17 protein-coding genes are annotated in these 22182 nt (G+C 63.3%); 12 read left to right on the top strand and 5 right to left on the bottom strand.

What is annotated here, in order from left to right:
• Position 1 precedes the first annotated feature (1 nt).
• From B3446_RS16490 to B3446_RS16455, 8 genes are read left to right on the top strand one after another with little or no spacing between them, the layout of a single operon-like run.
• Positions 2 to 955, top strand: coding sequence for a GDP-L-fucose synthase family protein (locus B3446_RS16490; protein ID WP_105239707.1), 954 nt, complete (start codon positions 2 to 4; stop codon positions 953 to 955).
• Between the two features lie 44 nt (positions 956 to 999).
• Positions 1000 to 2304 (top strand): lipopolysaccharide biosynthesis protein, encoded by a 1305-nt coding sequence (locus B3446_RS16485; protein WP_224776688.1) that lies wholly within the window; start codon positions 1000 to 1002, stop codon positions 2302 to 2304.
• A gap of 5 nt (positions 2305 to 2309) precedes the next feature.
• Complete coding sequence (locus B3446_RS16480) at positions 2310 to 3227, top strand: glycosyltransferase family 2 protein (protein ID WP_224776689.1); 918 nt, start codon at positions 2310 to 2312, stop codon at positions 3225 to 3227.
• Positions 3228 to 3255: 28 nt separating this feature from the next.
• Positions 3256 to 4548 (top strand): O-antigen ligase family protein, encoded by a 1293-nt coding sequence (locus tag B3446_RS16475; RefSeq protein ID WP_291383442.1) that lies wholly within the window; start codon positions 3256 to 3258, stop codon positions 4546 to 4548.
• Positions 4541 to 5671 (top strand): glycosyltransferase, encoded by a 1131-nt coding sequence (locus B3446_RS16470; protein WP_291383441.1) that lies wholly within the window; start codon positions 4541 to 4543, stop codon positions 5669 to 5671. The genes B3446_RS16475 and B3446_RS16470 overlap by 8 nt, the downstream gene beginning before the upstream one ends.
• Positions 5672 to 5684: 13 nt before the next feature.
• Positions 5685 to 6572 (top strand): glycosyltransferase family 2 protein, encoded by an 888-nt coding sequence (locus tag B3446_RS16465; protein ID WP_291383440.1) that lies wholly within the window; start codon positions 5685 to 5687, stop codon positions 6570 to 6572.
• A complete protein-coding gene (locus tag B3446_RS16460; protein ID WP_056563330.1) occupies positions 6569 to 7129 on the top strand; it encodes a putative colanic acid biosynthesis acetyltransferase in 561 nt (186 codons plus the stop codon). The genes B3446_RS16465 and B3446_RS16460 overlap by 4 nt, the downstream gene beginning before the upstream one ends.
• A complete protein-coding gene (locus B3446_RS16455) occupies positions 7126 to 8397 on the top strand; it encodes a glycosyltransferase WbuB (RefSeq protein WP_291383437.1) in 1272 nt (423 codons plus the stop codon). Before B3446_RS16460 ends, B3446_RS16455 begins: the two co-directional genes overlap by 4 nt.
• Before the next feature lie 84 nt (positions 8398 to 8481).
• Here B3446_RS16455 and B3446_RS16450 read toward each other — a convergent pair whose 3' ends face one another.
• The 5 genes from B3446_RS16450 to B3446_RS16430 all read right to left on the bottom strand — a co-directional run bounded on the left by B3446_RS16450 (position 8482) and on the right by B3446_RS16430 (position 16872).
• Complete coding sequence (locus B3446_RS16450; RefSeq protein ID WP_291383435.1) at positions 8482 to 9381, bottom strand: hypothetical protein; 900 nt, start codon at positions 9379 to 9381, stop codon at positions 8482 to 8484.
• The gene (locus tag B3446_RS16445) at positions 9381 to 12398 is read right to left on the bottom strand and encodes a toxin VasX (protein WP_291383433.1); all 3018 of its coding nucleotides are present in this window, start codon (positions 12396 to 12398) and stop codon (positions 9381 to 9383) included. The genes B3446_RS16450 and B3446_RS16445 overlap by 1 nt, the downstream gene beginning before the upstream one ends.
• 535 nt (positions 12399 to 12933) lie before the next feature.
• The gene (locus B3446_RS16440; protein ID WP_291383431.1) at positions 12934 to 13599 is read right to left on the bottom strand and encodes a response regulator transcription factor; all 666 of its coding nucleotides are present in this window, start codon (positions 13597 to 13599) and stop codon (positions 12934 to 12936) included.
• Between the two features lie 355 nt (positions 13600 to 13954).
• Complete coding sequence (locus B3446_RS16435) at positions 13955 to 14704, bottom strand: response regulator transcription factor (RefSeq protein ID WP_175138027.1); 750 nt, start codon at positions 14702 to 14704, stop codon at positions 13955 to 13957.
• A 563-nt stretch (positions 14705 to 15267) separates the two neighbouring features.
• Complete coding sequence (locus tag B3446_RS16430) at positions 15268 to 16872, bottom strand: glucosamine inositolphosphorylceramide transferase family protein (protein ID WP_191575824.1); 1605 nt, start codon at positions 16870 to 16872, stop codon at positions 15268 to 15270.
• A gap of 377 nt (positions 16873 to 17249) precedes the next feature.
• Between B3446_RS16430 and B3446_RS16425 the strand changes: the two genes are divergently transcribed.
• The 4 genes from B3446_RS16425 to B3446_RS16410 form a co-directional block, all read left to right on the top strand.
• On the top strand, positions 17250 to 17933 hold the full coding sequence (locus B3446_RS16425) for a TetR/AcrR family transcriptional regulator (protein WP_191575825.1): 684 nt from the start codon (positions 17250 to 17252) through the stop codon (positions 17931 to 17933).
• Between the two features lie 79 nt (positions 17934 to 18012).
• Positions 18013 to 20361 (top strand): acyl-CoA dehydrogenase, encoded by a 2349-nt coding sequence (locus B3446_RS16420; RefSeq protein ID WP_254595077.1) that lies wholly within the window; start codon positions 18013 to 18015, stop codon positions 20359 to 20361.
• Between the two features lie 12 nt (positions 20362 to 20373).
• The gene (locus B3446_RS16415; RefSeq protein ID WP_291383425.1) at positions 20374 to 21666 is read left to right on the top strand and encodes an acetyl-CoA C-acetyltransferase; all 1293 of its coding nucleotides are present in this window, start codon (positions 20374 to 20376) and stop codon (positions 21664 to 21666) included.
• Positions 21663 to 22182, top strand: a 520-nt coding sequence (locus B3446_RS16410) for an enoyl-CoA hydratase-related protein (protein ID WP_291383423.1), incomplete at its 3' end; no start/stop codon positions are given. The genes B3446_RS16415 and B3446_RS16410, both read left to right, overlap by 4 nt.

Below are 22182 nucleotides of genomic sequence, written 5' to 3'. Positions count from 1 at the left end.
AATGACGAACCTGGACCAACGCGTTTTCGTCGCCGGCCACCGCGGGATGGTGGGCGCGGCGATCACCCGCGAACTGCACCGGCGCGGCTACGAGAACGTGCTGACCCGCAGCCGCGCGGAACTGGACCTGGAAAACCAGAACCAGGTGCACCGCTTCTTTTCGACCACGCCGGTCGACGTGGTGTACCTGGCCGCCGCCAAGGTCGGCGGCATTCTGGCCAACCAGACGCATCCGGTGGACTTTCTGTACAAGAACCTGATGATCCAGTGCAACGTGATCCGCGCCGCGTATGCGGCCGGGGTGCGCAAACTGCTGTTTCTGGGTTCGTCATGCATCTACCCGCGCGAGGCGCCGCAGCCCATTCGCGAGGACGCGCTGCTGACCGGTCCGCTGGAGTCCACCAACGAACCGTACGCCATCGCCAAGATCGCCGGCCTGAAGCTGTGCGAGGCCTATCAGCGGGAGCACGGCGCGCGCTTCATCTGCGCCATGCCCACCAACCTGTACGGCCCGCACGACAACTACGACCTGCACAGCAGCCACGTGCTGCCTGCCCTGATCCGCAAGTTCCACGAGGGCCGCGAGGCCAACGCGGAAAGCGTGACGATCTGGGGCACCGGGTCGCCGCTGCGCGAGTTCCTGTACGTGGACGACCTGGCGCAGGCCAGCGTCATGCTGATGGAGCATCCGGACGCCGAGGGCATCTACAACATCGGCGCCGGCCAGGACATCTCCATCGCGGACCTGGCGCGGCTGGTGGCGCGCGTGATCGGCTACGAGGGCAAGATCGTCTACGACACCTCCAAGCCCGACGGCACGCCGCGCAAGCTGATGGATTCGTCGCGCGTGCAGGCGCTGGGCTGGCGGCCGGAGATCTCTCTGACGCATGGCATCACGCTGGCCTACGGCCATTTCCTGCGCGAGCGCACGCAACAGGCGCTGCCGGTGGCCTGACGGCCGCGCCAGCATGACAGACAGGGTTACCGATGCTTGGATTCGTGAAGAAACACATCGCCGGCAATGCCTCCTTCTGGGGGCTGGTGGAGTACGGCATCGGTCCCGTCGCGGCGCTGGTGGCGCTGCCGATCCTGTTCCGCCAGCTCGGCACGGTCGGCTTCGGCCAGTATTCGATGATCATCGCGCTGGCCGGCTTCGGCAACGCGGCCAACCTGGGCGCGGCGGTGACTGCGACCAAGCTGGTGTCCGAGAGCGCGCACGAACCCGGCGGCGCCTACCGCGCGGCCGGCGTCAGCATGTCGCTGATCGGCTGTGCGCTGGCCGTGGTGACCCTGGCTGCCGTGCTGCTGTGGGGCGTGGTGGGGTTGGGCTGGCCAGAAGCCACGTTCGGCGGCGTGGCGGTGACGATGCTGGCCATGCCGGCGCTCGCCATCTATCTCACGCAGCAGTATGACCAGCTCTTTTCCGGCTGCCTGAAGGGGCGCGAGGACTTTCGCGCCACCGCGCTGTGCGAGGTCTTCAGCCGCACAGGCACGATGGCGCTCGCGTGCGCGGCCGCCTGGTACACCGCCTCGCCCACGTGGACGGGACTGGCGCAGGCGCTGGGCCTCCTGATCGCGGGCAGCGTCAAGATGCGCGTGTTCTCGCGCGCCTACGACCGCTATATCGTGCGGCCCGTGCGCGATCGCGGCGCGATGATGGCCGCCTTCCGGTTCTCGCGCTGGTCGTGGCTGAACAGCCTGAGCGCGCTGGCCTTCGGCTCGGTCGACCGCGTGCTGGTCGGCAGCCTGATGGGACCGGCGGCGCTGGCGATCTACACCGTGGGCGTGCAAGTGGGCCAGATCATCCACACGGCGTCCGTCGCCATCTTCCAGAAGGCCATGCCGCGCGTGACCCGCCTGTCGGTCTCGCCGCCCTACCCGGGCGCGGCCGAACGCGAGATCCGCCGCATGATGCTGTGGAATCTGGCGCTGTCGGCCGGCGCCACGCTGGCCGTGCTGGCGGTCAGCCGGCCGCTCTTGAACGTGCTGCTGGGCGACAACGTCGCCAGCGGCCATCTGGGCACATTCCAATTGCTGATCGTGGCGTCGGGCCTCTTGTCCCTGAACGCTGCGGCGCATTTCTCCCTGCTGGGGCTCGGCAATTCCCGCGCCGTCGCGATCCTGAACGGATTGGGCGGCCTGGCAATGCTGTGCGTCATGGCGGGACTGGTTCACGTGGCGGGGGAACACGCCGCAGCCTGGGGCCGCATGGCCTACGCGGCGATCACGCTGGCCGGCGTGGCCCTCGCCATCCGTCAATCCCGCCCCGAGTTTCCGGGCGCCATGCCTGCGGCCACCCGATAACCAACATGCTGAGGTCTTACATGCGCAAGCGCCACAACGAGTATTCACGCCAGCTCATCGACTTCGTCCGCGAGCTCCGTCCGCCAGCGCCCATCGCCAGCGGCCTGCTGCCCAAGGTGACGATCGTGACGCCCTCGTTCAACCAGGCCAAGTTCCTGGAGCGCACCATCCTGTCCGTGCTGAACCAGGGGTATCCGCGGCTGGAATACATCATCATCGACGGCGGCTCCACGGATGGCAGCGTGGACATCATCAAGAAGTACGAGCGCTACCTGTCCTACTGGGAAAGCACGCCGGACCGCGGCCAGTCGCACGCGATCAACAAGGGCTTCGAACGCGCCACGGGCGATTACGTCGGTTGGCAGAATTCGGATGACCTGTATTTCCCGGGCGCGCTGCGCAAGCTGGGCACGGCCGCCGCCAAGGGCCGCGCGCCGATCGTCAGCGGCAACCTGTTCGTGGCGGATGCCAACAACCACATCTTCCGCAAGATCCACTACACACCCGTCAACCGCGGCACGCTGACGGTGGTGAAGGCCTCGATCCCGAACCAGTCGGCCATCTTCCGCCGCGACCTGCTGCGCAAGTACGGCCTGCTGCAGGAAAGCATGCGCTATTGCATGGATCTGGAGCTGTGGAGCCGGCTGCTGCGCGAAGGCAAGAACCTGATCGTGCCGGACGCGCTGGGCGTGTACACCGCCCACGACGAGACCAAGACGGCGCTGATGCAGGACGTGCTGCTGGAAGAGCGCGAACAGATCGTCAGCCGCATCCGGCGTACCGAACCGGGTCTGGGCAAGCTGTTCGAACTGTCCTGCCGCGCCTCGAAAGTCGCTGCGCACGCACGCCAGGGCGATCTGACGTATCTGCTCGAGAAGCTGACCACCAAGATCTTCGGACGCGACGATTGGGCCGCGCACTAAGCCGGACCGACACTGATACGGAACTGCAATGACCACGCGCCGCCTTTCCACCCTGCATCTCCTGGGCCTGTTCGTCTTCACCGCGCTGGCGTTGAACGACGACAGGTTCATCGTGGGCGTGGGCAGCTTCAAGCTGTCGCCCTTCGATCTGCTGTTCGTGGCCATGCTGGGCGTCAAGGCGCTGCGGCTGGCCGACCCGGGCGCGTACGCGCTGCCGCGCGGCGCGCTGGGGGTGCTGCTGGGCATCCAGGCGATCTCGGTGATCTATCTGCTATTGGTGTCGAGCCATCACCCCGGCATCGAGACCGGTGACGTGGCGCGCGACCTGCGCATCGTCTTCTACTTCCTGTGCACGCCGTTCCTTTGCTACAAGGACATCGACAGTCCGCACGCCTACGCGATCCTGCAGAAGTACATCGTCGCGGCGAGCCTGGCGGTTGCCACGTTGATGCTGGTGGAACAGGCGGCCGGCTTCAGCGTGGCCAATCCGTTGCGCAACGTGCGGCTGGGCGTGTGGGCGATCCCGATGGGCGTGGTGTCGCTGCTGTACTTCCGCCGCACGCTGAACGTATCGGGTCCCAAGGCCTACATGTTGACGCTGTACATGGTGATGGCGCTGGTGTTCTCGCTGAACCGCAGCCAGTACCTGCAGCTGGCGATCTCCGTCATCATCGCCGTGCTGCTGGCCGGCAGCGCCGACATCCGCCGCCGCGCCGTGATGATCTTCGCGCCCGCGGCCGTGGCCGGGGTCCTGATCTTCGCCGCCATCGGCTACCTGGACGTGCTGACCGATCGGATCTTCAGCGTGGAGCGCCTGGACGAAGACTCCAGCTACGGCGCGCGCGTCCAGGAGATGGAAGGCCAGATGCAGTTCTTCGCGGAAAGCCCCGTGTTCGGCAAGGGCGCGGGCTTTCGCAGCTGGGTGATGGGCGAAAACGGCTTCGAGCTGAGCACGTTCGCGCACAACTCATGGGCCTTCTACCTGATGAAGTTCGGCGTGGTCGGCACGATCATGATCATGCTGCCGCCGCTGTTGATCCTGCTGTTCTCGCTCTTTCGGCGCTATGCCCATCCCGGGCTGGAGATGCACCGGCGATATCTGCTCGCCACCGCGCCCATTTACATCTTCATCGACTCGATGTCCGGCGGTCTGGCCTATGCGCCCAAGACCGCGTTTACCGGCTTCCTGCTGTGCTATTGCCTGTCGTTGATGCGCAATGCACAGATCATGCCCGTGCCTCGCCAAGAATCTCCCGCTCCCAGCCCTCGCCCGGATATCGTGCGCCGGGCGCCACCCACGCGAGTAATACCCCATGTCTGATGTCTTGTTTGTCGCACCGGACTTGCATGGCGGCGTCGGAAGATGCGTCGCCTTCATTGTGGATGCGCTGCCGGAACAGGGGGTGGACTCCGCCCTGTTCCTGCTGCGTTCGCGCAATCGCGAGTATCCCATCGCCAATCCCAAGGTCACCCGCGCATTTCCGATCATCGAGTCCCCAACCAAACTGCGGCTGGCGCTGCCCGTGGCGTTCTTCAAGCTGCTGCAGCACATCCGCCGCGAAAAGCCCGCCATCGTCTGCTCGCACGGTCTGCTGTGCAACATGCTGGTCGTGCTGGCCAAGAAGGTCCTGCGCGGCAATTTCCGTACCGTGGCGTTCGAGCACAGCAGCCCGGCCATTCACTACGGCGCATCGAAAATGCGCCGTCTGAAGTGCTGGCTGGTCAGCCAGACTTACCGGCGCCATGACGCCGTGGTGGGCGTGTCGCGCGGCGTGAAGGAAGACCTGGTCAGCATGTTTCCGCCGCTGCGCGGCAAAGTCCACACCATCTACAACGGCGTACCGCTGGACAACGTTCGCCGGCAAGGCGCGCAACCAAAGCTGGACGACGGTGGCGAGTCGCCCTACCACGTGGTGGCCGTGGGCCGGCTGGAGGCGGTGAAGGACTATGCCACCTTGATCGACGCAGCCGCGCTGCTGGACGACCCGCGTATCGCATTCACGATCCTGGGCGAAGGCTCCGAGCACGCGGCCCTGCAAAAGCGCATCGACGACAGGCCATCGCGCACGCAGGTCACGTTGGCGGGCCATATCGACAACCCCTTTCCGGTCATCGCCGGCGCCGGCGCCTTTGCGCTCACCTCCGTGCGCGAGAGCTTCGGCAACGTGCTGGTGGAGGCTCTGTGCCTGGGCGTGCCCGTGATCTCCACGGACTGCCCGCACGGTCCCGCCGAGATCCTGGACGCCGGCCGCTACGGGCTGCTGGTGCCGGTCGGCGACGCCGAGGCGCTGGCCGAGGCGGTGCGGCGCCTGGCCTACGACGGCGAGATGCGCGAGAAGCTGGCGGCCCAGGGCCCCGAGCGCGCGGACGCCTTTTCCCTTGAGCGGCATTGCCGCAACGTCATCGATCTCTTCCGCCCGCTCATGCAGCGCGGAACGCCCTGAACAGGACAGCATCATGCAGAAGATACCGGTATCCGTCGTGGTGATGACGAAGAACGAGGAACGCAACATCGCGAAGTGTCTGAAGGGGCTGGTGGAGTTCGACGAGGTCTTCGTCGTCGACTCCAACAGCACGGACGCGACCTGCTCGATCGCCACGGCGATGGGCGCGCGCGTGTCGAACTTCAATTGGGACGGCAAGTATCCGAAGAAAAAGCAGTGGTGCCTGGAACAGCTTCCGTTTTCGCACCCCGTCGTCCTGTATGTCGACGCCGACGAAGAAATGACGCCGGGCCTCGCCGCCGAGATCCGCGAGGTGCTGCCGCGCTTTGCGGCCGGCGCGGGCGGCGCCTTTGTGCCATTCGACTACGTGTTCTGCGGCAAGAAGCTCGAACACGGCCACCGCGTCTACAAGCTGGCGCTGCTGGCGCGCGACCGCTCCCGCTTCCTGGACTACGACGACCTGGACGTCGCCAACATGTGGGAGGTCGAGGGCCACTACCAGCCGCAGGTCCAGGGCGAAACGTTCGCGCTGCGCCAGCGCATGGTGCACAACGACCACGATTCGCTCTATCACTACTTCGACAAGCACAACCGCTATTCGGACTGGGAAGCGAATCTGCGCACCAAGGGCCTGATGAACGACCCGCGCGAAGCCAATGTGGGCGGACGCGCGGTGCTCAAGAAAATCTTCCAGGCCATGCCGTTCAAGGCGCCCATCTCGTTCCTGCATTCCTACGTCTTCAAGCTGGGCTTCCTGGACGGCAAGGCGGGCTATGACTACGCCGTCGCGCGCGCCATGTACTACTGGCAGATCCGCATCAAGACCGAAGAAATCCTGAAGGCGCGCCGGGCCAGCGAGGCGGCGTCGCAGCGCGATGCCGTTGCGGGAGCGGCCAAATGAGCACCTTGCAACGCCTGGACCAGTTCGCGCTGGCGCCGGGTCAGCGCGGGCGTTCGGCGCTGACCGTGCAGTTGTGGTGGATGGTGCAAGGCACGCTCTTTCGCTGGTCGCCGCAGGTGGCCTACGGCTTTCGGCGCTGGCTGCTGCGCTGCTTCGGAGCGCGCGTGGGCCACAAGGTGCTGATCCGGCCCACGGCCACGGTCACCTACCCCTGGAAGGTCGAGATCGGCGATTACGCCTGGATCGGCGACGACGCCGTGATCTACAGCCTGGGTCCCATTCACATCGGCGCGCACGCCGTCGTGTCCCAGCGCAGCTATCTGTGTGCAGCGGACCATGACGCCGGCCGGCCAGACTTTCCGCTGCGCGAACGCGCCGTGCGCGTCGAAGACGGCGCGTGGGTGGCCACCGACGTGTTCGTCGGGCCGGGCGTGACGATCGCGCGCGAGGCGGTCATCGGCGCACGCAGTTCGGTGTTCCGCAACATGCCAGCCGCAATGGTCTGCCACGGCAACCCGTGCCGCCCCATCCGGCCCCGCACCGCCACGCCAACATGAAGATACTCATCTATGGCATCAACTACGCGCCCGAACTGACCGGCACCGGCAAGTACACCGCCGAACTGGCCGAATGGCTGGCCGCGCGCGGGCACGAAGTCAGCGTGGTCACCGCGCCGCCCTACTACCCGCAATGGAAGGTGCACGAGGGCTACCGCGGCTCGCGCTATGCCAAGGAAACGCGCCGCGGCGTGACCGTGCGGCGCGCGCCCTTGTGGGTGCCCGAAAGACCCGGCGGCGCCAAGCGCCTGGTGCACCTGGCCAGTTTCGCGCTGTCCAGCCTGCCGTCCCTGCTGCGCGCCGCAATGCGCCGTCCGGACATCATCCTGGTCGTCGAACCCGCTCTCTTCTGCGCCCCGGCCGCGTGGCTGACCGCGCGCCTGACCGGCGCGCGCGCATGGCTGCACATCCAGGACTTCGAGGTTGACGCGGCGTTTGAACTGGGGCTGCTGAAGGGCGGCGCCTTGCGATCGATGGTCAAGCGCGCCGAGCGCTGGTTGATGCGCCGGTTTGACCGCGTGTCGACGATTTCAAACCGGATGCTGGACCTAGCGCTTTCCAAAGGCATTGATCCCGGCCGTGCGGTGCTGCTGCCCAACTGGATCGACGTCAACGCCATCACGCCGCTGGCCGAAGGAGGGGATTACCGTGCGCAGCTCGGCATTCCGGATAACGCCATCGTCGCGTTGTATTCGGGGAATATGGGCGGCAAGCAGGGTCTGCAGATTCTGGCGGACGTGGCGCGGCGTCTTAACCGCGAGGACCGCCTGTGGTTCCTGTTTTGCGGGCAGGGGCCAGAACGCGCGGCGCTGGAAGAGAAATGCCAAGGCCTGACGCGCGTCATCTTTCTGGATCTGCAGCCGGCGGAACGCTTGGGCGCGCTACTGGGCACCGCGGACATCCACCTCCTGCCCCAACGCGCCGGCGCCGCCGACCTGGTGATGCCCTCAAAACTGACCGGCATGCTGGCCAGCGGCCGCCCGGTGGTCTGCGGCGCGGCGCGCGGCACGGAGCTGGCCAGCGTGGTTTCGCGCTGCGGGCTGCTAACGCCGCCCGAGGATGCCGTAGCGATGGCCGAGGCCGTGCGCAAGCTCAGCTATAACGCGCAGATTCGCGAAACGTTGGGTGCGGCAGCGCGACAGTATGCGATGGCGCATTTGCATGTGGATGCGGTGCTGGGTGCGGCGGAACGGGAGTTTATGGCGATTGCGAAGAACAAGGGCCGCGGAGCGCCGGCGGGGACGCGGGCGAGTGAGGGGGATGTTTGAAGGGGCGGTGCGTGCCGAACTTGGCGCGGGCACTGGCGGGCGCGGCACAGCATGGACAGCGTCGCCTTGCGCAGCCGTTCCTGATTAGCCGGTAGAAAAGCCACAATGTCGATCGTTCTCTTCCGGAAATTGAATCTCCGGATACTTGAGGACGATCAGTTGCGGCACGGCCCGGGATGGCATGTATAGCAGCAGAATCGCCAGATCAACCCAGATCATCAGAGGCAAATATCGCCGCCCCTTTCTTGTGGTGAGCGACCACATGACCAAGTGCCCCCCATAACGCGCCAGCACATCGCTCGGCTTTTGAGGAAGCCTGATGATTGTGGGTAGGGGCAAGTCTCCATCATGGCCGTCCATGAAACGCTGAAGCCAAGCCCAAATATGGCCTGCGAAGAATTTTTGATTAGCCATTATGGGTATCTTGACGAGCTGTGGCTCAGGCAGGTTGCAGGTGTAGCCCACAAGGTACAGATACGATTGCGCTTGCCCCGTCATCCACCTGACGCCCTGAAGCGTATCCCAATCAAGTTCCCACATCGCGTCCGAACTTTCCTCGGGATACGGGACGTAATAGACACGACGGCTACGGCGATCAAGGCGTACTTTCGAACATCGGTATCGATAGCGCGGCCCCAAGACGCGAGAAAGGAAAAACAATAGAACACCCAAAACAAGCAAGCCGAGTGAAAAAAACACTACGCCTACCGACCAGCCGCCATAGCCCCCAAACACCGCAAAAAGCAGTGAAAAAAGCCCGAAGAAAGTAAACCCCTGCTGGATCACTCCCTCATGGTCATTTTGCAAGGTATCGGAAACCACTTCGATGCAATTTTCATTGAAGCAAGTTGCTTCGATCGCTGAGTCTTCGTGCGTGTTCGGAACCAGAGGCAGTAACGTACTCGCGAAGCGAAACAGCCGCCACTTGCTCTGGATCTCATCGAACGATGGACGGGACTGCTTGATATGTTTGGTCGGGGGCATTACTGAGGCTCCCGGACGGGAGCGACCAATTTTTCGTCAATGGGATCTGTGAGCCACGTACCGCGCGTAAAGACAAGCGGTTCCTGCCGCGGGAACAATGCGAGGCTAGGCTGATTCACGATATCTGGTCTGTAACAATAGTCCAGCATCACCTCAGTGTCCTCACGCATCGTAATTCGCCAAGTCAATTGGCGGGTGCCATCGCGAATGAAGTCCTTGCCAATGACCATGCATTCTGTGTCATAGGGAAAGCGGTAACCCGGAGCTGCAGCGATTGGGCCCTGCACCATACTCAGGCTTTCGCCGCTCCGCTTGGCTTTCAGCGTGTATTGGAAAACATCCGCGTGCCTTATGGGCGGCGTATTTTCACCCGAGGTGGGATAGCCAGGCAGGACCACAGAGAGCGACAGTGTTCCTACGCCCTCCTTGGCGGCAGCGCGCCGTAGATCGACACTGTCTTGCCAGAGACCGTATATAGGTATGCTGCGAATTACGATGTCGCCTGCTGAAATCGAGGGCGTCTCCCAATTCGCTACAGCGCGAACGCCGTAAACGGCGCCGTGAAATGCAGTGAGCTCCTGGTCCAGGGATTTATATCGATATGCTCGATCACCCCCACTCCAAAAGCTGTGTGCCAACCAAACTTCGTCGGGCTGATACTTGGCAAGAGCAGCCTGGATGCTGAAATAAACCACTCCGGCAGTGGCAATAAATGCCAGCACGAGCCAACCGACTGGCCCGATGACACCCAGGACAACGCTCGAGGCGCTTAGAAGCAGTCCAGCAGTAGCAAGTACTCCACATGCTGCAGACGCCAGATACATTCGCCCCGCTTGGGAGTTCTGTTGCGTGGTGAAGGCGCTAGCTGCGCGCAACCCATCAGCGAGAGCCCCAATAGCGGCAGCTAATGCACCTAACTTTGTTGCTAGCTTTCGCACTTCGCGGGCGGCTTCCCTCGCAGTGCTCAAAGATTTCCCTTTCACCAATGCGTGTAGTTGAATTACGTCACCCTTCAGCAACAAGCCAGAGCTAAACACAGCGATCACTGCCGCAAAGGCGCTAGCGCCGTTAGCGAAACCAGAGAATGATTGATCAATCTTCCCCTTCGCGAGGTCTTTGAGCGAGGATCGCAATGCCATGATGGCGGAAACGGCCGCAAGTCCTGTAAATGCATATCCCCCGCGCACAATCGCAGTCTGCGCGGCGCTGTAGGCCCGACTTCGTCGACCCTGCTCCAACATACGCTTGAACACGTTGCCCTCAAGTTGGAACGGCTGTCGATTGGTCTCCGTCGGTGGAGCGGAAGAAATGCGTTTCACCTGGTCCCCCACGCGCACCTCTTCGTAAAGGAGCACCGATGCCGCCTGGTTGCGCAATGGCCGCTTGACCGTAATGCCCCACTTCCTAAGCCGTTCGGTGTTCATGTGTTGCTCACCATGAAACTGGGCGTATTGAAAGTTCGCCTCGGCGCTAGACACGCGGTACGTGACGATCGTGCTGCCAACACGGACTTCAGCAAATAGGCGTAATCGTCGAACTATCCTGTCGGCTGTAGCATCGGGCAAACTCATATCACCCAGCTGTGACAGCATCTGGTTGACGAGTACATCTGAGGACTTAGTCGCCGGATAAGAAACATTGAATTGAAAGATCGGCGCAAAGGCGGCAACCCCAATGTCCAGCACATTTTTCAGCAGCGGAGGGTTGGCGAAGCTACCGTGCAGCTCTCGGATGCCGTGGCCCAGCGCCAACCAGACAGGACTTTTTTCTGGTTGGGCCAACAACATCTTTCGGTAGGTGGATCGACCTCTTTCGCTGTGAGTCAGGTTACCAATGCAGTGGGCAACAACTCGCTCGTAGTCTTGCGCATTCTCTTTTGCGCCCAGGTCGAAACAGGACAGCACCTTGCTGAACCACCCATCCTGCCAATCGTCGGCTATCGCGCTGCCTCCGGTCTTGATCCAACTCTCCAGGTCGTTCACTAGCGTGTCGATGGCGGACTGTTTCCGCTTGACGGCTTCTTCGTACGCCAGCATGTATGGAACCGCATTGCCGAACAAGACATCCGCATTGCTGTTTTGATCGAAGCGAACCAGATCTCGCCTTTTGGCGTAGGCTTGCGGGGTCGCCCGCTCCTGAACGCTCTGCAAGTACTGTTTGATGACAGTCGCGCTCGTGTATGCGTGATTGTTATCGATTTCATAAACTTGCCGATCTGCCGCGGCAACAGCGACGAGATGCGCCAATTCACTCACGACGCCGATCGGGTCGTGCAATACGACCCCCAGCGGAACGATATCCTTTATCGGAACAAGCTCGACGTGAGCGCCTGGAATGACGGTGTCGTAGGTCGTGAACGACTCCGGGAGAGATATCTCGCTCCAGGTGTAGCCCGGCCTTTCATTCGAGCCTGGTCGTCGCAGTTCCGGTGTTGCGTGAGCAAGCAGCGCAATGTTGAACGCGTGGGGCTGTTCAACGCCACCGGACGGCCTGATCGTTGTCGCCAACCTGGTGCGGATGCCATCTACATCATTCTCAATGTTCCATAGCCGAGCATGGGTGAGCATCGTCTCACTGGTCAGCAGGTAGACAACGTCCGCTGTCTTGCTCTCTGGGGCAGATAGATAGGGTCTGGCGCTGGCGATCTCGGGGCGAGCGAGCCGCCCCGGGATGTCATCCTGATCGTCTTCGCGGGTCCACCATATGCGTGCAAAGCGCAGGTCATCGGTGACTTGATAGTGCTGCGTCCACATACGGCCGTGCTGGAAATAGCACAGGTAGACGTAGGCGCCGGGACGCAGCACGCGCAGGCCGTATGCCTTGCCAGCGGCCAGCTCGGGATAGCCATCGGTGCTAAGCGTTGGAAACACGCCTTCTTCCCAGGAGCGCTCTGCAACGCCATAGCGCAAAGGATAGATGGGCACGCATCGCTGACACGCTGGCGGTGAGATGGCCTTGCCCAGTTGTTTTTCATTGGGACGGTCGGGACCCAGAGCTTTCTTGTAGGGCTGCGTCATGTCGGCTTCCTCAAGATGGTGTGACACCGGATCGTGAGCGCCGCTGCTTGGTCAAGAACATTGCGCATTTCGGCGGCCGCATTGGCGATAGCCAGGGCCACATGCATCACGAAGTTCCTGGACGGACCTCTCTGCAACGTGAAATCGACGACGACGAAGGACTTGTCGTAGACGGCAAATGTGAACCGCAAATCGGACTGGATAGAAATGGCGTGCTCCCGGGAACGACAGGCCTTTCTCATCCCCGATGAGTGCTCAGCCCGCGCCCGGCCATTACGGCATGCCAACACAGGCTTGGATATCAGACACGTATGATTTTGAAGTGCACCAGCTGAGAACTTGATCGGGTTCTCAGAACGTTCGCTTGGTGGTGGCGAGGACCAGTCGCGCGTGTTGCAATGCTCAGTGGCACAGCATCCGATGACGCAACGCTCAACGAACGACTTTTATTGCGATAACTTTCACGCGCCCAAAAAAAGCAGGGCCCGTGCAGGCAGCATCACCACCCGCACAGGCCCTGACTCACGTCATCGCATCAACCCGTTTCGCCCTTCCCGGGGGCAGGCTGCCCATTCGAGCTGCGCACCAACCCCATCTGCACCGCGATGTACGCGGCCTCGGCCTGGTTGCGCGCGTTGAGCTTCCAGTACAACGTGCGCGCGTGGCTCTTGACGGTAGCGACCGAGATGCCGACCTGCTGGCCGATCTCGCGCATCGTCTTACCCTGCACAAGGAGCTGCAGGATTTCCTCCTGCCGCTGCGTAAGTTCACGCAGCTCCTGCACGGACGCGTGTGTCGTGCTGGGCGGCCTGCCTGCGGGTTGGGGATAGCATTCGCCGCCCGCGATCACCAGGCTGACCGCCGCGGCCAGCGCGTCGGGGCTGGACGCCTTGGGCAGATAACCCGCGACGCCGGCGCGCGCACACGCGGCCATGACGCTCTGGTCCATCGCCGAATACAGCACCAGCACCAGCCGGGGCATGAAGAATGCCATCGCCTGGGAAAGAAGCCCGATGTCCTGCTCCGCAGTGCCGCTGCAACCGACCACCAGCAACTCCACTGGCTTGTTGATTGAGCTGGACATGTTGAGAAGGTGGGCTGGCGAGATGGCCAGGATATCGTCGGCGTTGCGCACACGTTCCAGCACATGCTGAATTGCGACACGAAGCAGAGCGTAGTCTTCGATCAGTACGGTTGTCATCCCGGGAAGAACCTTGTGACGCATGGCCCATTACGGTTCCCATGACGCTGGCGCAACGCCGCGCAAGGCGCGGGTTCACGCGCTTTGCCAGGTTCACGGGAATACTGTCCGCAGCCTGGGGATTGCAGTGGCGAGACTAAGTGATTCGCCCTATCAATCCATGCTTGCGGACACAACTCATGCTATCAGCGGCTACGTTCGCTGAATCTCGTTCAGGAGGATGATTGGTGGCGGAAAGCGAGGTGACAGCAACCCGAACACCTGCTTTCTATGCCTTAGCCGTATTGGCTATGCGCAACCCCGGCAGCGTTGGAACTGGGCGTTCCTGCTGCCGGGCAGGCAGCGCAAACCTGACTCAACCGAGCTTGCGCCCATAGATCTGCCCGGCATCCACTTCGCGCCCGTTCGGTTCATGCCATTCCAAGGTCGCACCGCGTTGCAGCGCCGCGTAAACGGCTTCGCCCTTGTTCTTGACATGCAGGCGTTGATACAGCGTGCACGCATGCGTCTTGGCCGTCGCCACCGAGATGTTCAACATCCGGCTGACGGTCTTGATGGGATAACCCCGTGCAAGCAGCACCAGCACTTCGTACTGGCGCGGCGTGATCTGCAGGAGCTGTGCCCCCGCGCTCACGGGCATGGTGCCCTTCGAGCCGGCTTCTTCCGCGTCCCGCGACGGCAAGGCGCATACGGTGGAGGCCGGAGCCTGCAGCGCCTGTTCGCTCGGGAAGCATTGCCCGCCCGCCATCACCAGGCGGATGGCGGCCTCGAGGATCTCGACCGAGGCCGTTTTCATCAGGCAACCGTACACGCTGGCGCCAGGCAGGCCTTGCACCGGCATGGGCAAGGGCATGACGTCCGTCAACAGCAGAATCCGCTTGGGCGTCAGAACGCGCTGAATCTCGTGCAACGCGCTCCATGCTTCATCGGTATCCACTGGCAAACCATAGATCAGAAGATCGGCGCCCGCGTGCACGCCGTCGGCCTTGGACACGTCCGCAAGGCCCATCCCCTCGATCTCCCACACATCATCCAACTTGCTAAGAATCTGCCACAAACCCAACCGCAGTAGCGGATGAGCTTCAATCAGGACCATCTTGGCCATGGTGTCCTCCCGGTTTTTCGACGGGCCTAGAAGGGATCTTCGCTGTGCTGAAGACTATTTTTTTTCCAGCCCTGCGGGGGTGGTCCGCATATCCCGGAATATCTAATGAAGCTGAACCGGGACGTTTGGGCTGGGCGACTTTGGTAGCCAACATAACGGATGGCATGGAACCCATCTTATGGTTCGGATTTGTCAAAATCAAGACGTTTCAGGGCGATATAATCCGACAAAATCAGAAATCAATCGTTAGCCTTAATCACGTTCCTAAATATGGATGAGAATTTCATCTCGTCCTTTTCGCCGCTAGGGTTTTCACCAGCGGCGTTGGGCTTCGGGGACGTGTCTCCCCTATGAAGCGGCCCATCAGGGCTGCCCGCACAGGCGCTCTGGCCCTTGTTACAGACGAAAAAAAGCCACGTCGGGACATCAGCCGGACGCGGCGTCGAATAGCCGGGAGAAGAGGGAAACCTGTCAACTTGTATCCGCAGACACATCAAGCCCGTGAACAGTCCCTGTATTCGAAATAACGGTAACATTTTTTATTTACACGCCCGCAGGCGGATTTACTCCATATAGGCGAAGTCAAATACCGTGTGCCCCCCCTGATGATGCCAATGGTGCATTGAAGCATGGCGTTTTCTCAGGAAGTTTGCGTAGTGGATTTCGCCGTCGGTTTCGACATAGGTGGAAGGCGTCAATTCTTCGATCTGGTTGAGCGAGACGCCCTTGCCGTAGTGACAGAAGCCCTGGTACTGCGCGCACCGGATCACGTCTCCCCCAGGCGAGACAACGATTCCGGCGTTGCGGGCCCGCATCGGGTTGCGCACGATCGGGTTGCAGGCGTGCGGCGTCCAGGTCGTGGAACGCGGCGAATCGGAGAAGAACGCGAACAGCTCGTCGCAATGGCTCTGCCCGTCGGTCCGGTCGATATTTGTTAATAGCCACCAGTATTCTCCGTGTTTAAAAATAATGGTGTCCACGGCCGAAATATTGGTCATCAGATTAACGTCAAGCTCCCATTTCAGCGGAAATTCAGTGCATTTCCACAGTTCAATACTGCGGTTTCCGCACGTTTCCGGAACCATGTACGTCACGCCTTCGTGTTCAAAAATATACGGAAACGAAAGGTGATACGGCAGGTTCAGCGCAGTGCCCAGCAGCCGGAAAGCCCCGTCGGAGTAGGTCGCGACCGAGATCGTGCCCTTGCGGGACGTAAAATCGTAATCCTCGAAAAATATATATGGCTTTTTGTCGTGCGTATAAACGAAAGGGTCGGCAAAAAACCGGCCCTTTGGCGGTTGCAATACCATGGCTTCGGATACCACGGCCTGCTGGCGTGCTGACGGAAACATACCGATCCGCCAGCGGATATTGCGTTTCATGATGCGGCGCACAACGAGATCGGACATTAACCATGCCTGGCGCGCAATATATGCGGCGCTATCCCACTCCGCCGGATCGGCCCGGCGCGGGCCGCTCATGATCTGCATGGCGGGCGGGGCGACGCCCGGACGGTCATGGGCCAGCGCCTGCAAGGCGTCGTAGACCATGAAGTTTCCCAAACTGAATGCGCGCGCCTGATTCTTCAGCCAGAACACTTCCGTATTGAAGCTGCGCTGGTCCAGAAGCTCGTCGTCTTCCTGCCTGGCGCCCACGCGCCAGAGTTTCACGGTGGTGTGATCCTCTCGCTGAAAGACCTCCCAGAAACCCGCATATCGGCTCGTCGCCACCGCTATATCGGAATAGCTCAACTGCCAGACGCCCAGCCGCGACCAACTGGCGAGCTGCGCCCGCGTGGCCGGCGACGCCCCCAGCGTGATGACCAGGTCCAGCCCCAGCGCCTGAACCTCGGCGCGCGCGTGCGGATCCTCGTCGCCCGGCGCCAGCGGGATCACCGACGTGCCCGCCTCCTGCAGGCCATCGCGCATGTCACGGCAGGCCAGCATGTCCCGCTGCTTCTGCGGCAGCAGCTTGCCTTCCAGACGCGACAGCGAGCCAAACAGTGCCTTCACGCTCAGCCTGGGCGCGGTATCGGCGGCCTCGCCGTTCATCACCAGCAGTGCCGTCAGGTCGAAATCCTGGCTGTGGAGTAACCACTCAACCATCTCGTGCATCCAGCCGGGTTGCTCATACCCGTCAACCAGCAGTCCCACCTTGTACGTCTTCATTTCTCGTGCTCCTGTATCAGGGCGATTGGCCTGCCGCGCCGTGACTGCGCGGGTGCCTCGCCCGGCACACACCCGGGGCAATGCGTTCATGTTCTCGCGCTGATACTGCGGGGTTTTGGGCGTGCGTTCCAGAGCACATTCATCCTAGGGCCGGTGTCCGAGGCCAATCGGCCAAATCTCAACCTCGCGGGCATGTCGCGCCTCATTCTTCTTCCCGGCGGATCTCGTCCTTACGCCCGATGCAAAGCGAACGTGCCGCAAAACCGACACATCGCGTGCGCACGATTAGGGGTAAACCCTATTGGGGATAGCAGAGGCTCGCCTCTCATCCGTGCCTCCCGCATAATGCTTTGAAACAAACGTTTGAATTCAACCTTATGCAAGAAATCCGCTCGACCTCCACGAGGGAAACCATCCTCGACACCGCCGAATCCCTGTTTGCGCAACAGGGACACGAGTCGACGTCGATGCGCCAGATCACGGGCGCGGCCGGTGTGAACCTCGCTTCGGTGAACTATCACTTCGGCTCGAAGGAGTCACTCGTGCAGGCGGTGCTCAAACGCCGCCTGGAAGTACTGAATCGCGAGCGCATGCGCCTTCTGGACGAACTCGAGGCGCAATCCGGCGGCAAGCCCCTGAAGCCTTCCCAGATCGTGGACGCGTTCTTCGGCACCCTGCTGCGTCTGGCCGCCGATCCGGCGCAGGCCGGGAGCACCTTTCTGCCGCTGCTGGAACGCACGATGACCGACCCCACGGATTTCATCCGCGCGCTGTTTGCCGAGGAATATGCCGACGTGCTCGCGCGCTACCGCAACGCGCTGTTCGCCGCGCTGCCCGACGTGCCGCGCGCCGAGATCATCTGGCGCTTCCAGTTCATGCTGGGCGCGACGTCGTACGCCATCATGGGCACCGACCTGCTGCGCTCGGTCACCGGTCTGGCCGGCGACGAGGCTGAACAGCCCAACGACCGCGAACTGCTCTTGCCGCGCCTGATGAGTTTCCTGCTGGGCGGGCTGCGCTCGCCTCTGCCGCACTTGAACGCAAGCCCCGGAGGCGCCTGACCGCCTTCCACCGCAACAGGCCGGCGAGCCGCCTTCGGTCACCCGCCAGGCAACTGAAGAACAACGAGGAGACAAGAAAATGTACGCAGTCATCGTCGCGCTGGTTGTCATTGCGCTCCTGGCCGCCGTGTTGCTGGGCGTGCGCCCCATCCGGCGGGCGCTGCTGTCCGCGCCAATCTTCAACCTGTACCGCAAGGTGCTGCCGCAGATGTCCGATACCGAGCGCGATGCGCTCGAGGCCGGCACGGTCTGGTGGGAAGGCGAGCTCTTTCGCGGCCGTCCCGACTGGAGCCGCCTGCTGGCGTATCCGCGCCCCCGCCTGACCGACGAAGAGCAGCGCTTCCTGGACAACCAGGCCGAAGCCGCCTGCCGCATGGTCAATGACTGGAACGTCACGCAAGAGCGCTTCGACCTGCCCGCCGACGTCTGGAACTACCTGAAGTCCGAGGGGTTCCTCGGCATGATCATTCCCAAGCAATACGGCGGCCTCGCGTTTTCCGCTTACGCCCACTCCGAAATCGTGACCAAGCTATCCACGCGGTCCTCCGCGCTGGCCGTGTCGGTCATGGTGCCGAATTCGCTTGGTCCCGCCGAATTGCTGCTGCATTACGGCACCGAGGAGCAGAAGAACCATTACCTGCCGCGTCTTGCGCGCGGCGAAGAGGTGCCGGCCTTCGCGCTGACCAGCCCGTGGGCAGGCTCGGACGCCGCAGCCATTCCCGACAGCGGCATCGTCTGCAAGGGCGAATGGCAGGGCCGCGAAGTCATCGGCATGCGCGTCACCTGGGACAAGCGCTACATCACGCTGGCGCCGGTCTGCACGCTGCTGGGCCTGGCGTTCCGCCTGTATGACCCCGACGGGCTGCTGGGCGGCAAGAAGGACCTGGGCATCACCTGCGCGCTCGTACCGCATGATCACCCCGGCGTGGACACCGGCCGTCGCCACTTCCCGCTGAACGCCATGTTCATGAACGGCCCGACGCGCGGCAACGACGTCTTCATGCCGCTGGACTTCATCATCGGCGGTCCCGCCATGGCCGGCCAGGGCTGGCGCATGCTGATGGAATGCCTGGCCGCGGGGCGCTCGATCTCGCTGCCCTCTTCCAACACCGGCATGTCCAAGCTGACGGCGCGCGCGGTGGGCGGCTATGCCCGCGTGCGCAGCCAGTTCCGCATGCCGGTCGGCAAGTTCGAAGGCGTCGAAGAGGCGCTGGCCCGCATCGGCGGGAACACCTACATGATGGACGCGGCGCGCACCATGACGGCGGGCGCAGTGGACCTGGGCGAAAAGCCCTCGGTCGTATCGGCCATCGTGAAGTACCACGTCACCGAACGCGCGCGGCAGGTCGTCAACGACGGCATGGACGTGATCGGCGGCAAGGGCATCTGCCTGGGACCGTCCAATTTCCTTGGCCGCGCCTACCAGCAGATCCCCATCGGGATCACCGTGGAAGGCGCCAATATCCTGACGCGCAGCCTGATCATCTTCGGCCAGGGCGCAATCCGCTGCCATCCCTACGTGCTGGCGGAAATGCAGGCCGCGCAATCGCCGGACCGCAAGCAGGGACTGGACGATTTCGATGCCGCGTTCTGGGGCCATGCGGGCTTCGTGGTGCGCAACACGCTGCGGGCGCTGGGCACCTCGCTCACCGGCGCGCGTTTCGTGGCCGTCAACGCCGACGTCGCACCGGACATGAAGCGCTACTACCAGCTCCTGGGCCGCTACTCGGCCGCCTTTGCACTGCTGGCCGACACGTCGATGCTGGTGCTGGGCGGCAGCCTGAAGCGCCGCGAGCGTCTGTCGGCGCGGCTGGGCGACGTGCTGTCGCAGATGTACCTGATCAGCGCGACGCTCAAGCGCTTCGAGGACGAAGGCCGCCAGAAGGCCGACGCGCCGCTGGCGCACTGGTCGATCCAGGACGCGCTGTGCAAGTTGCAGGAGGCCTTTGACGGCGTGCTGGACAACTTCCCGAATCGCGCTGTCGCGTGGATCATCCGCCGCATCGTGTTTCCGTGGGGCCACAGCCAGATCCCGCCGTCCGACCAGCTTGGCCAGGACGTGGCCCGGCTGCTGATCAGCCCCAGCGCAACGCGCGACCGCCTGACGGCCGGCTGCCACCTGCCCGATACCGCGGACGAACCCGTGGGCGCGATCGAGCAGGCGTTGGCCGCCACGCTGGAAGCCGAGCCCATCGAGGCCAAGATCCGCGAGATCGAAAAACGCGGCGTGCTGGACGGCAATCCGCAAGCCAACGTGCGCGACATCGCCGACGCGGCGGTCACCATCGGTGCGATCACCGCCGAAGAGTATGCGGTCGTCAAACGCCGCAACCGCTTGCGCGACACCGTGGTCAAAGTAGATGATTTCCCCTTTGACCTCGGCGCCGCCGACGCAGACCGGCCCACCGCCGAACGCAAGGTCGCCTGAGGGAGGAAGCGGATGACATTCAAACCGGTTTACGTCGTCGATGGTTCTCGCACGCCCTTCCTGAAGGCCCGCACGGGCCCGGGCCCCTTCTCCGCCGGGGATCTGGCGGTACAAGCCGGCCGCGCCCTGCTGCTGCGCCAACCCTATGCGCCAACGGACCTGGACGAGGTCATCGTCGGCTGCGCCGCCCCTTCGCCCGAAGAAGTCAACATCGGCCGCGTGATTTCGCTGCGGCTGGGCTGCGGCGATCGGGTGCCGGGATGGACCGTCATGCGCAACTGCGCGTCGGGCATGCAGGCGCTGGACTCCGCCATCGCCAACATCCAGAACGGCCGTTCGCACCTGGTGCTGGCCGGCGGCACCGATGCGCTGTCGCGCGCGCCGGTGTTGTTTTCGGACGGCATGGTGCGCTGGCTGTCGCGCTGGTACGCCGCGCGCGGCCTGGGCGCAAAGCTCAAGGCGCTGGGCGGCTTCAGGCCGAAACACCTGGCGCCCGTTATCGGCCTGCTCAAGGGTCTGACGGACCCGGTCGTCGGCCTGTCGATGGGACAGACTGCCGAGAACGTCGCCACGCTCTTTCACATCGATCGCGCCGCGATGGACGTCTATGCGGCGCGCAGCCACCAGCGCGCGCTCGCAGCACGCGCGGCCGGCATGCCCGAGATCACGCCGCTCATCGACACGCAAGGCAAGCTGCATCCTCACGATGACGGCGTGCGCGACGACTCCACGCCGGACAAGCTGGCCAAGCTCAAGCCCGTGTTCGACAAGCCCTGGGGCAACATCACCGCAGGCAACAGCTCGCAGGTCACCGACGGCGCCGCGATGCTGGTGCTGGCCTCGGAAGAGGCCGTTCAGAAATGGAACCTGCGCCCGCTGGGCCGCATCATCGACACGCAATGGGCCGGTCTGGATCCGGCGATCATGGGCCTGGGTCCGGTGCATGCCGCCACGCCGATCCTGCAGCGCCATGGCCTGGGCTTGAATGATCTGGACTTGTGGGAGATCAACGAGGCTTTCGCCGCACAGGTGCTAGGCTGCCTGGCCGCGTGGCGGGACGAGGCCTACTGCCAGCAGAATTTCGGCACACCAGCCTGGGGCGAATTGGACGCCGAACGGCTCAACGTCGACGGCGGCGCCATTGCCATCGGCCACCCGGTGGGCGCATCCGGCGCCCGCATCGTGCTGCATCTGCTGCACGCGCTCAAGCGCCGCGGCGCCCGGCGCGGCATGGCGGCCATCTGCATCGGTGGCGGCCAAGGCGGCGCGATGCTGGTCGAAACCCTGGACGAGGACCGCCCATGACGACACTGGATACGCTTTCCCACTGGCGCCTGGACCGCGACCCCGACGGGATCGCCTGGCTGACCTTCGACCGCGCGGGCAGCGCGGTCAACGCGCTGTCGGCCGACACGATGGCCGAACTCTCCGTGGTGCTGGACGCGCTGGATGCCGATCCGCCCAAAGGCCTCATCATCCAATCCGGCAAGGCCACCGGCTTCATCGTGGGCGCCGACGTCAACGAATTCGCGACGCTGGACACGCCCGAGCAGGCGCGCGGGCTGGTGTCGCGCGGCTGGAACCTCATGAATCGCCTGGCCGGCGTGCGCTATCCCACGCTGGCGCTGATCCAGGGCCATTGCCTGGGCGGCGGCCTTGAATTGGCGCTGGCCTGCCGCTACCGGCTGGTGGCGGATCAGCCCGGCGCCTCGCTGGCATTGCCTGAAGTCATGCTGGGCATCTTCCCCGGCTGGGGCGGCATGCTGCGCCTGCCGCAGGTGATCGGCGCGCCCGCCGCGCTGGACATGATGCTGACCGGCC

This window comes from Achromobacter sp. UBA5777, assembly GCF_002418565.1.
GTDB classification, from domain to species: domain Bacteria; phylum Pseudomonadota; class Gammaproteobacteria; order Burkholderiales; family Burkholderiaceae_B; genus Achromobacter; species Achromobacter animicus.
Note: the sequence above shows the minus strand (reverse complement) of the source record. Positions and strands in the feature narration are given on the sequence as shown.

What these genes read in the sequence shown, in the direction of transcription:
- B3446_RS16490 (WP_105239707.1), top strand. Translation starts at nt 2, where the DNA reads ATGACGAACCTGGACCAACGCGTTTTCGTCGCCGGCCACCGCGGGATG.
- B3446_RS16480 (WP_224776689.1), top strand. Translation starts at nt 2,310, where the DNA reads ATGCTGAGGTCTTACATGCGCAAGCGCCACAACGAGTATTCACGCCAG.
- B3446_RS16475 (WP_291383442.1), top strand. Translation starts at nt 3,256, where the DNA reads ATGACCACGCGCCGCCTTTCCACCCTGCATCTCCTGGGCCTGTTCGTC.
- B3446_RS16470 (WP_291383441.1), top strand. Translation starts at nt 4,541, where the DNA reads ATGTCTGATGTCTTGTTTGTCGCACCGGACTTGCATGGCGGCGTCGGA.
- B3446_RS16465 (WP_291383440.1), top strand. Translation starts at nt 5,685, where the DNA reads ATGCAGAAGATACCGGTATCCGTCGTGGTGATGACGAAGAACGAGGAA.
- B3446_RS16460 (WP_056563330.1), top strand. Translation starts at nt 6,569, where the DNA reads ATGAGCACCTTGCAACGCCTGGACCAGTTCGCGCTGGCGCCGGGTCAG.
- B3446_RS16455 (WP_291383437.1), top strand. Translation starts at nt 7,126, where the DNA reads ATGAAGATACTCATCTATGGCATCAACTACGCGCCCGAACTGACCGGC.
- B3446_RS16450 (WP_291383435.1), bottom strand. Translation starts at nt 9,381, where the DNA reads ATGCCCCCGACCAAACATATCAAGCAGTCCCGTCCATCGTTCGATGAG.
- B3446_RS16445 (WP_291383433.1), bottom strand. Translation starts at nt 12,398, where the DNA reads ATGACGCAGCCCTACAAGAAAGCTCTGGGTCCCGACCGTCCCAATGAA.
- B3446_RS16440 (WP_291383431.1), bottom strand. Translation starts at nt 13,599, where the DNA reads ATGACAACCGTACTGATCGAAGACTACGCTCTGCTTCGTGTCGCAATT.
- B3446_RS16435 (WP_175138027.1), bottom strand. Translation starts at nt 14,704, where the DNA reads ATGGCCAAGATGGTCCTGATTGAAGCTCATCCGCTACTGCGGTTGGGT.
- B3446_RS16430 (WP_191575824.1), bottom strand. Translation starts at nt 16,872, where the DNA reads ATGAAGACGTACAAGGTGGGACTGCTGGTTGACGGGTATGAGCAACCC.
- B3446_RS16425 (WP_191575825.1), top strand. Translation starts at nt 17,250, where the DNA reads ATGCAAGAAATCCGCTCGACCTCCACGAGGGAAACCATCCTCGACACC.
- B3446_RS16420 (WP_254595077.1), top strand. Translation starts at nt 18,013, where the DNA reads ATGTACGCAGTCATCGTCGCGCTGGTTGTCATTGCGCTCCTGGCCGCC.
- B3446_RS16415 (WP_291383425.1), top strand. Translation starts at nt 20,374, where the DNA reads ATGACATTCAAACCGGTTTACGTCGTCGATGGTTCTCGCACGCCCTTC.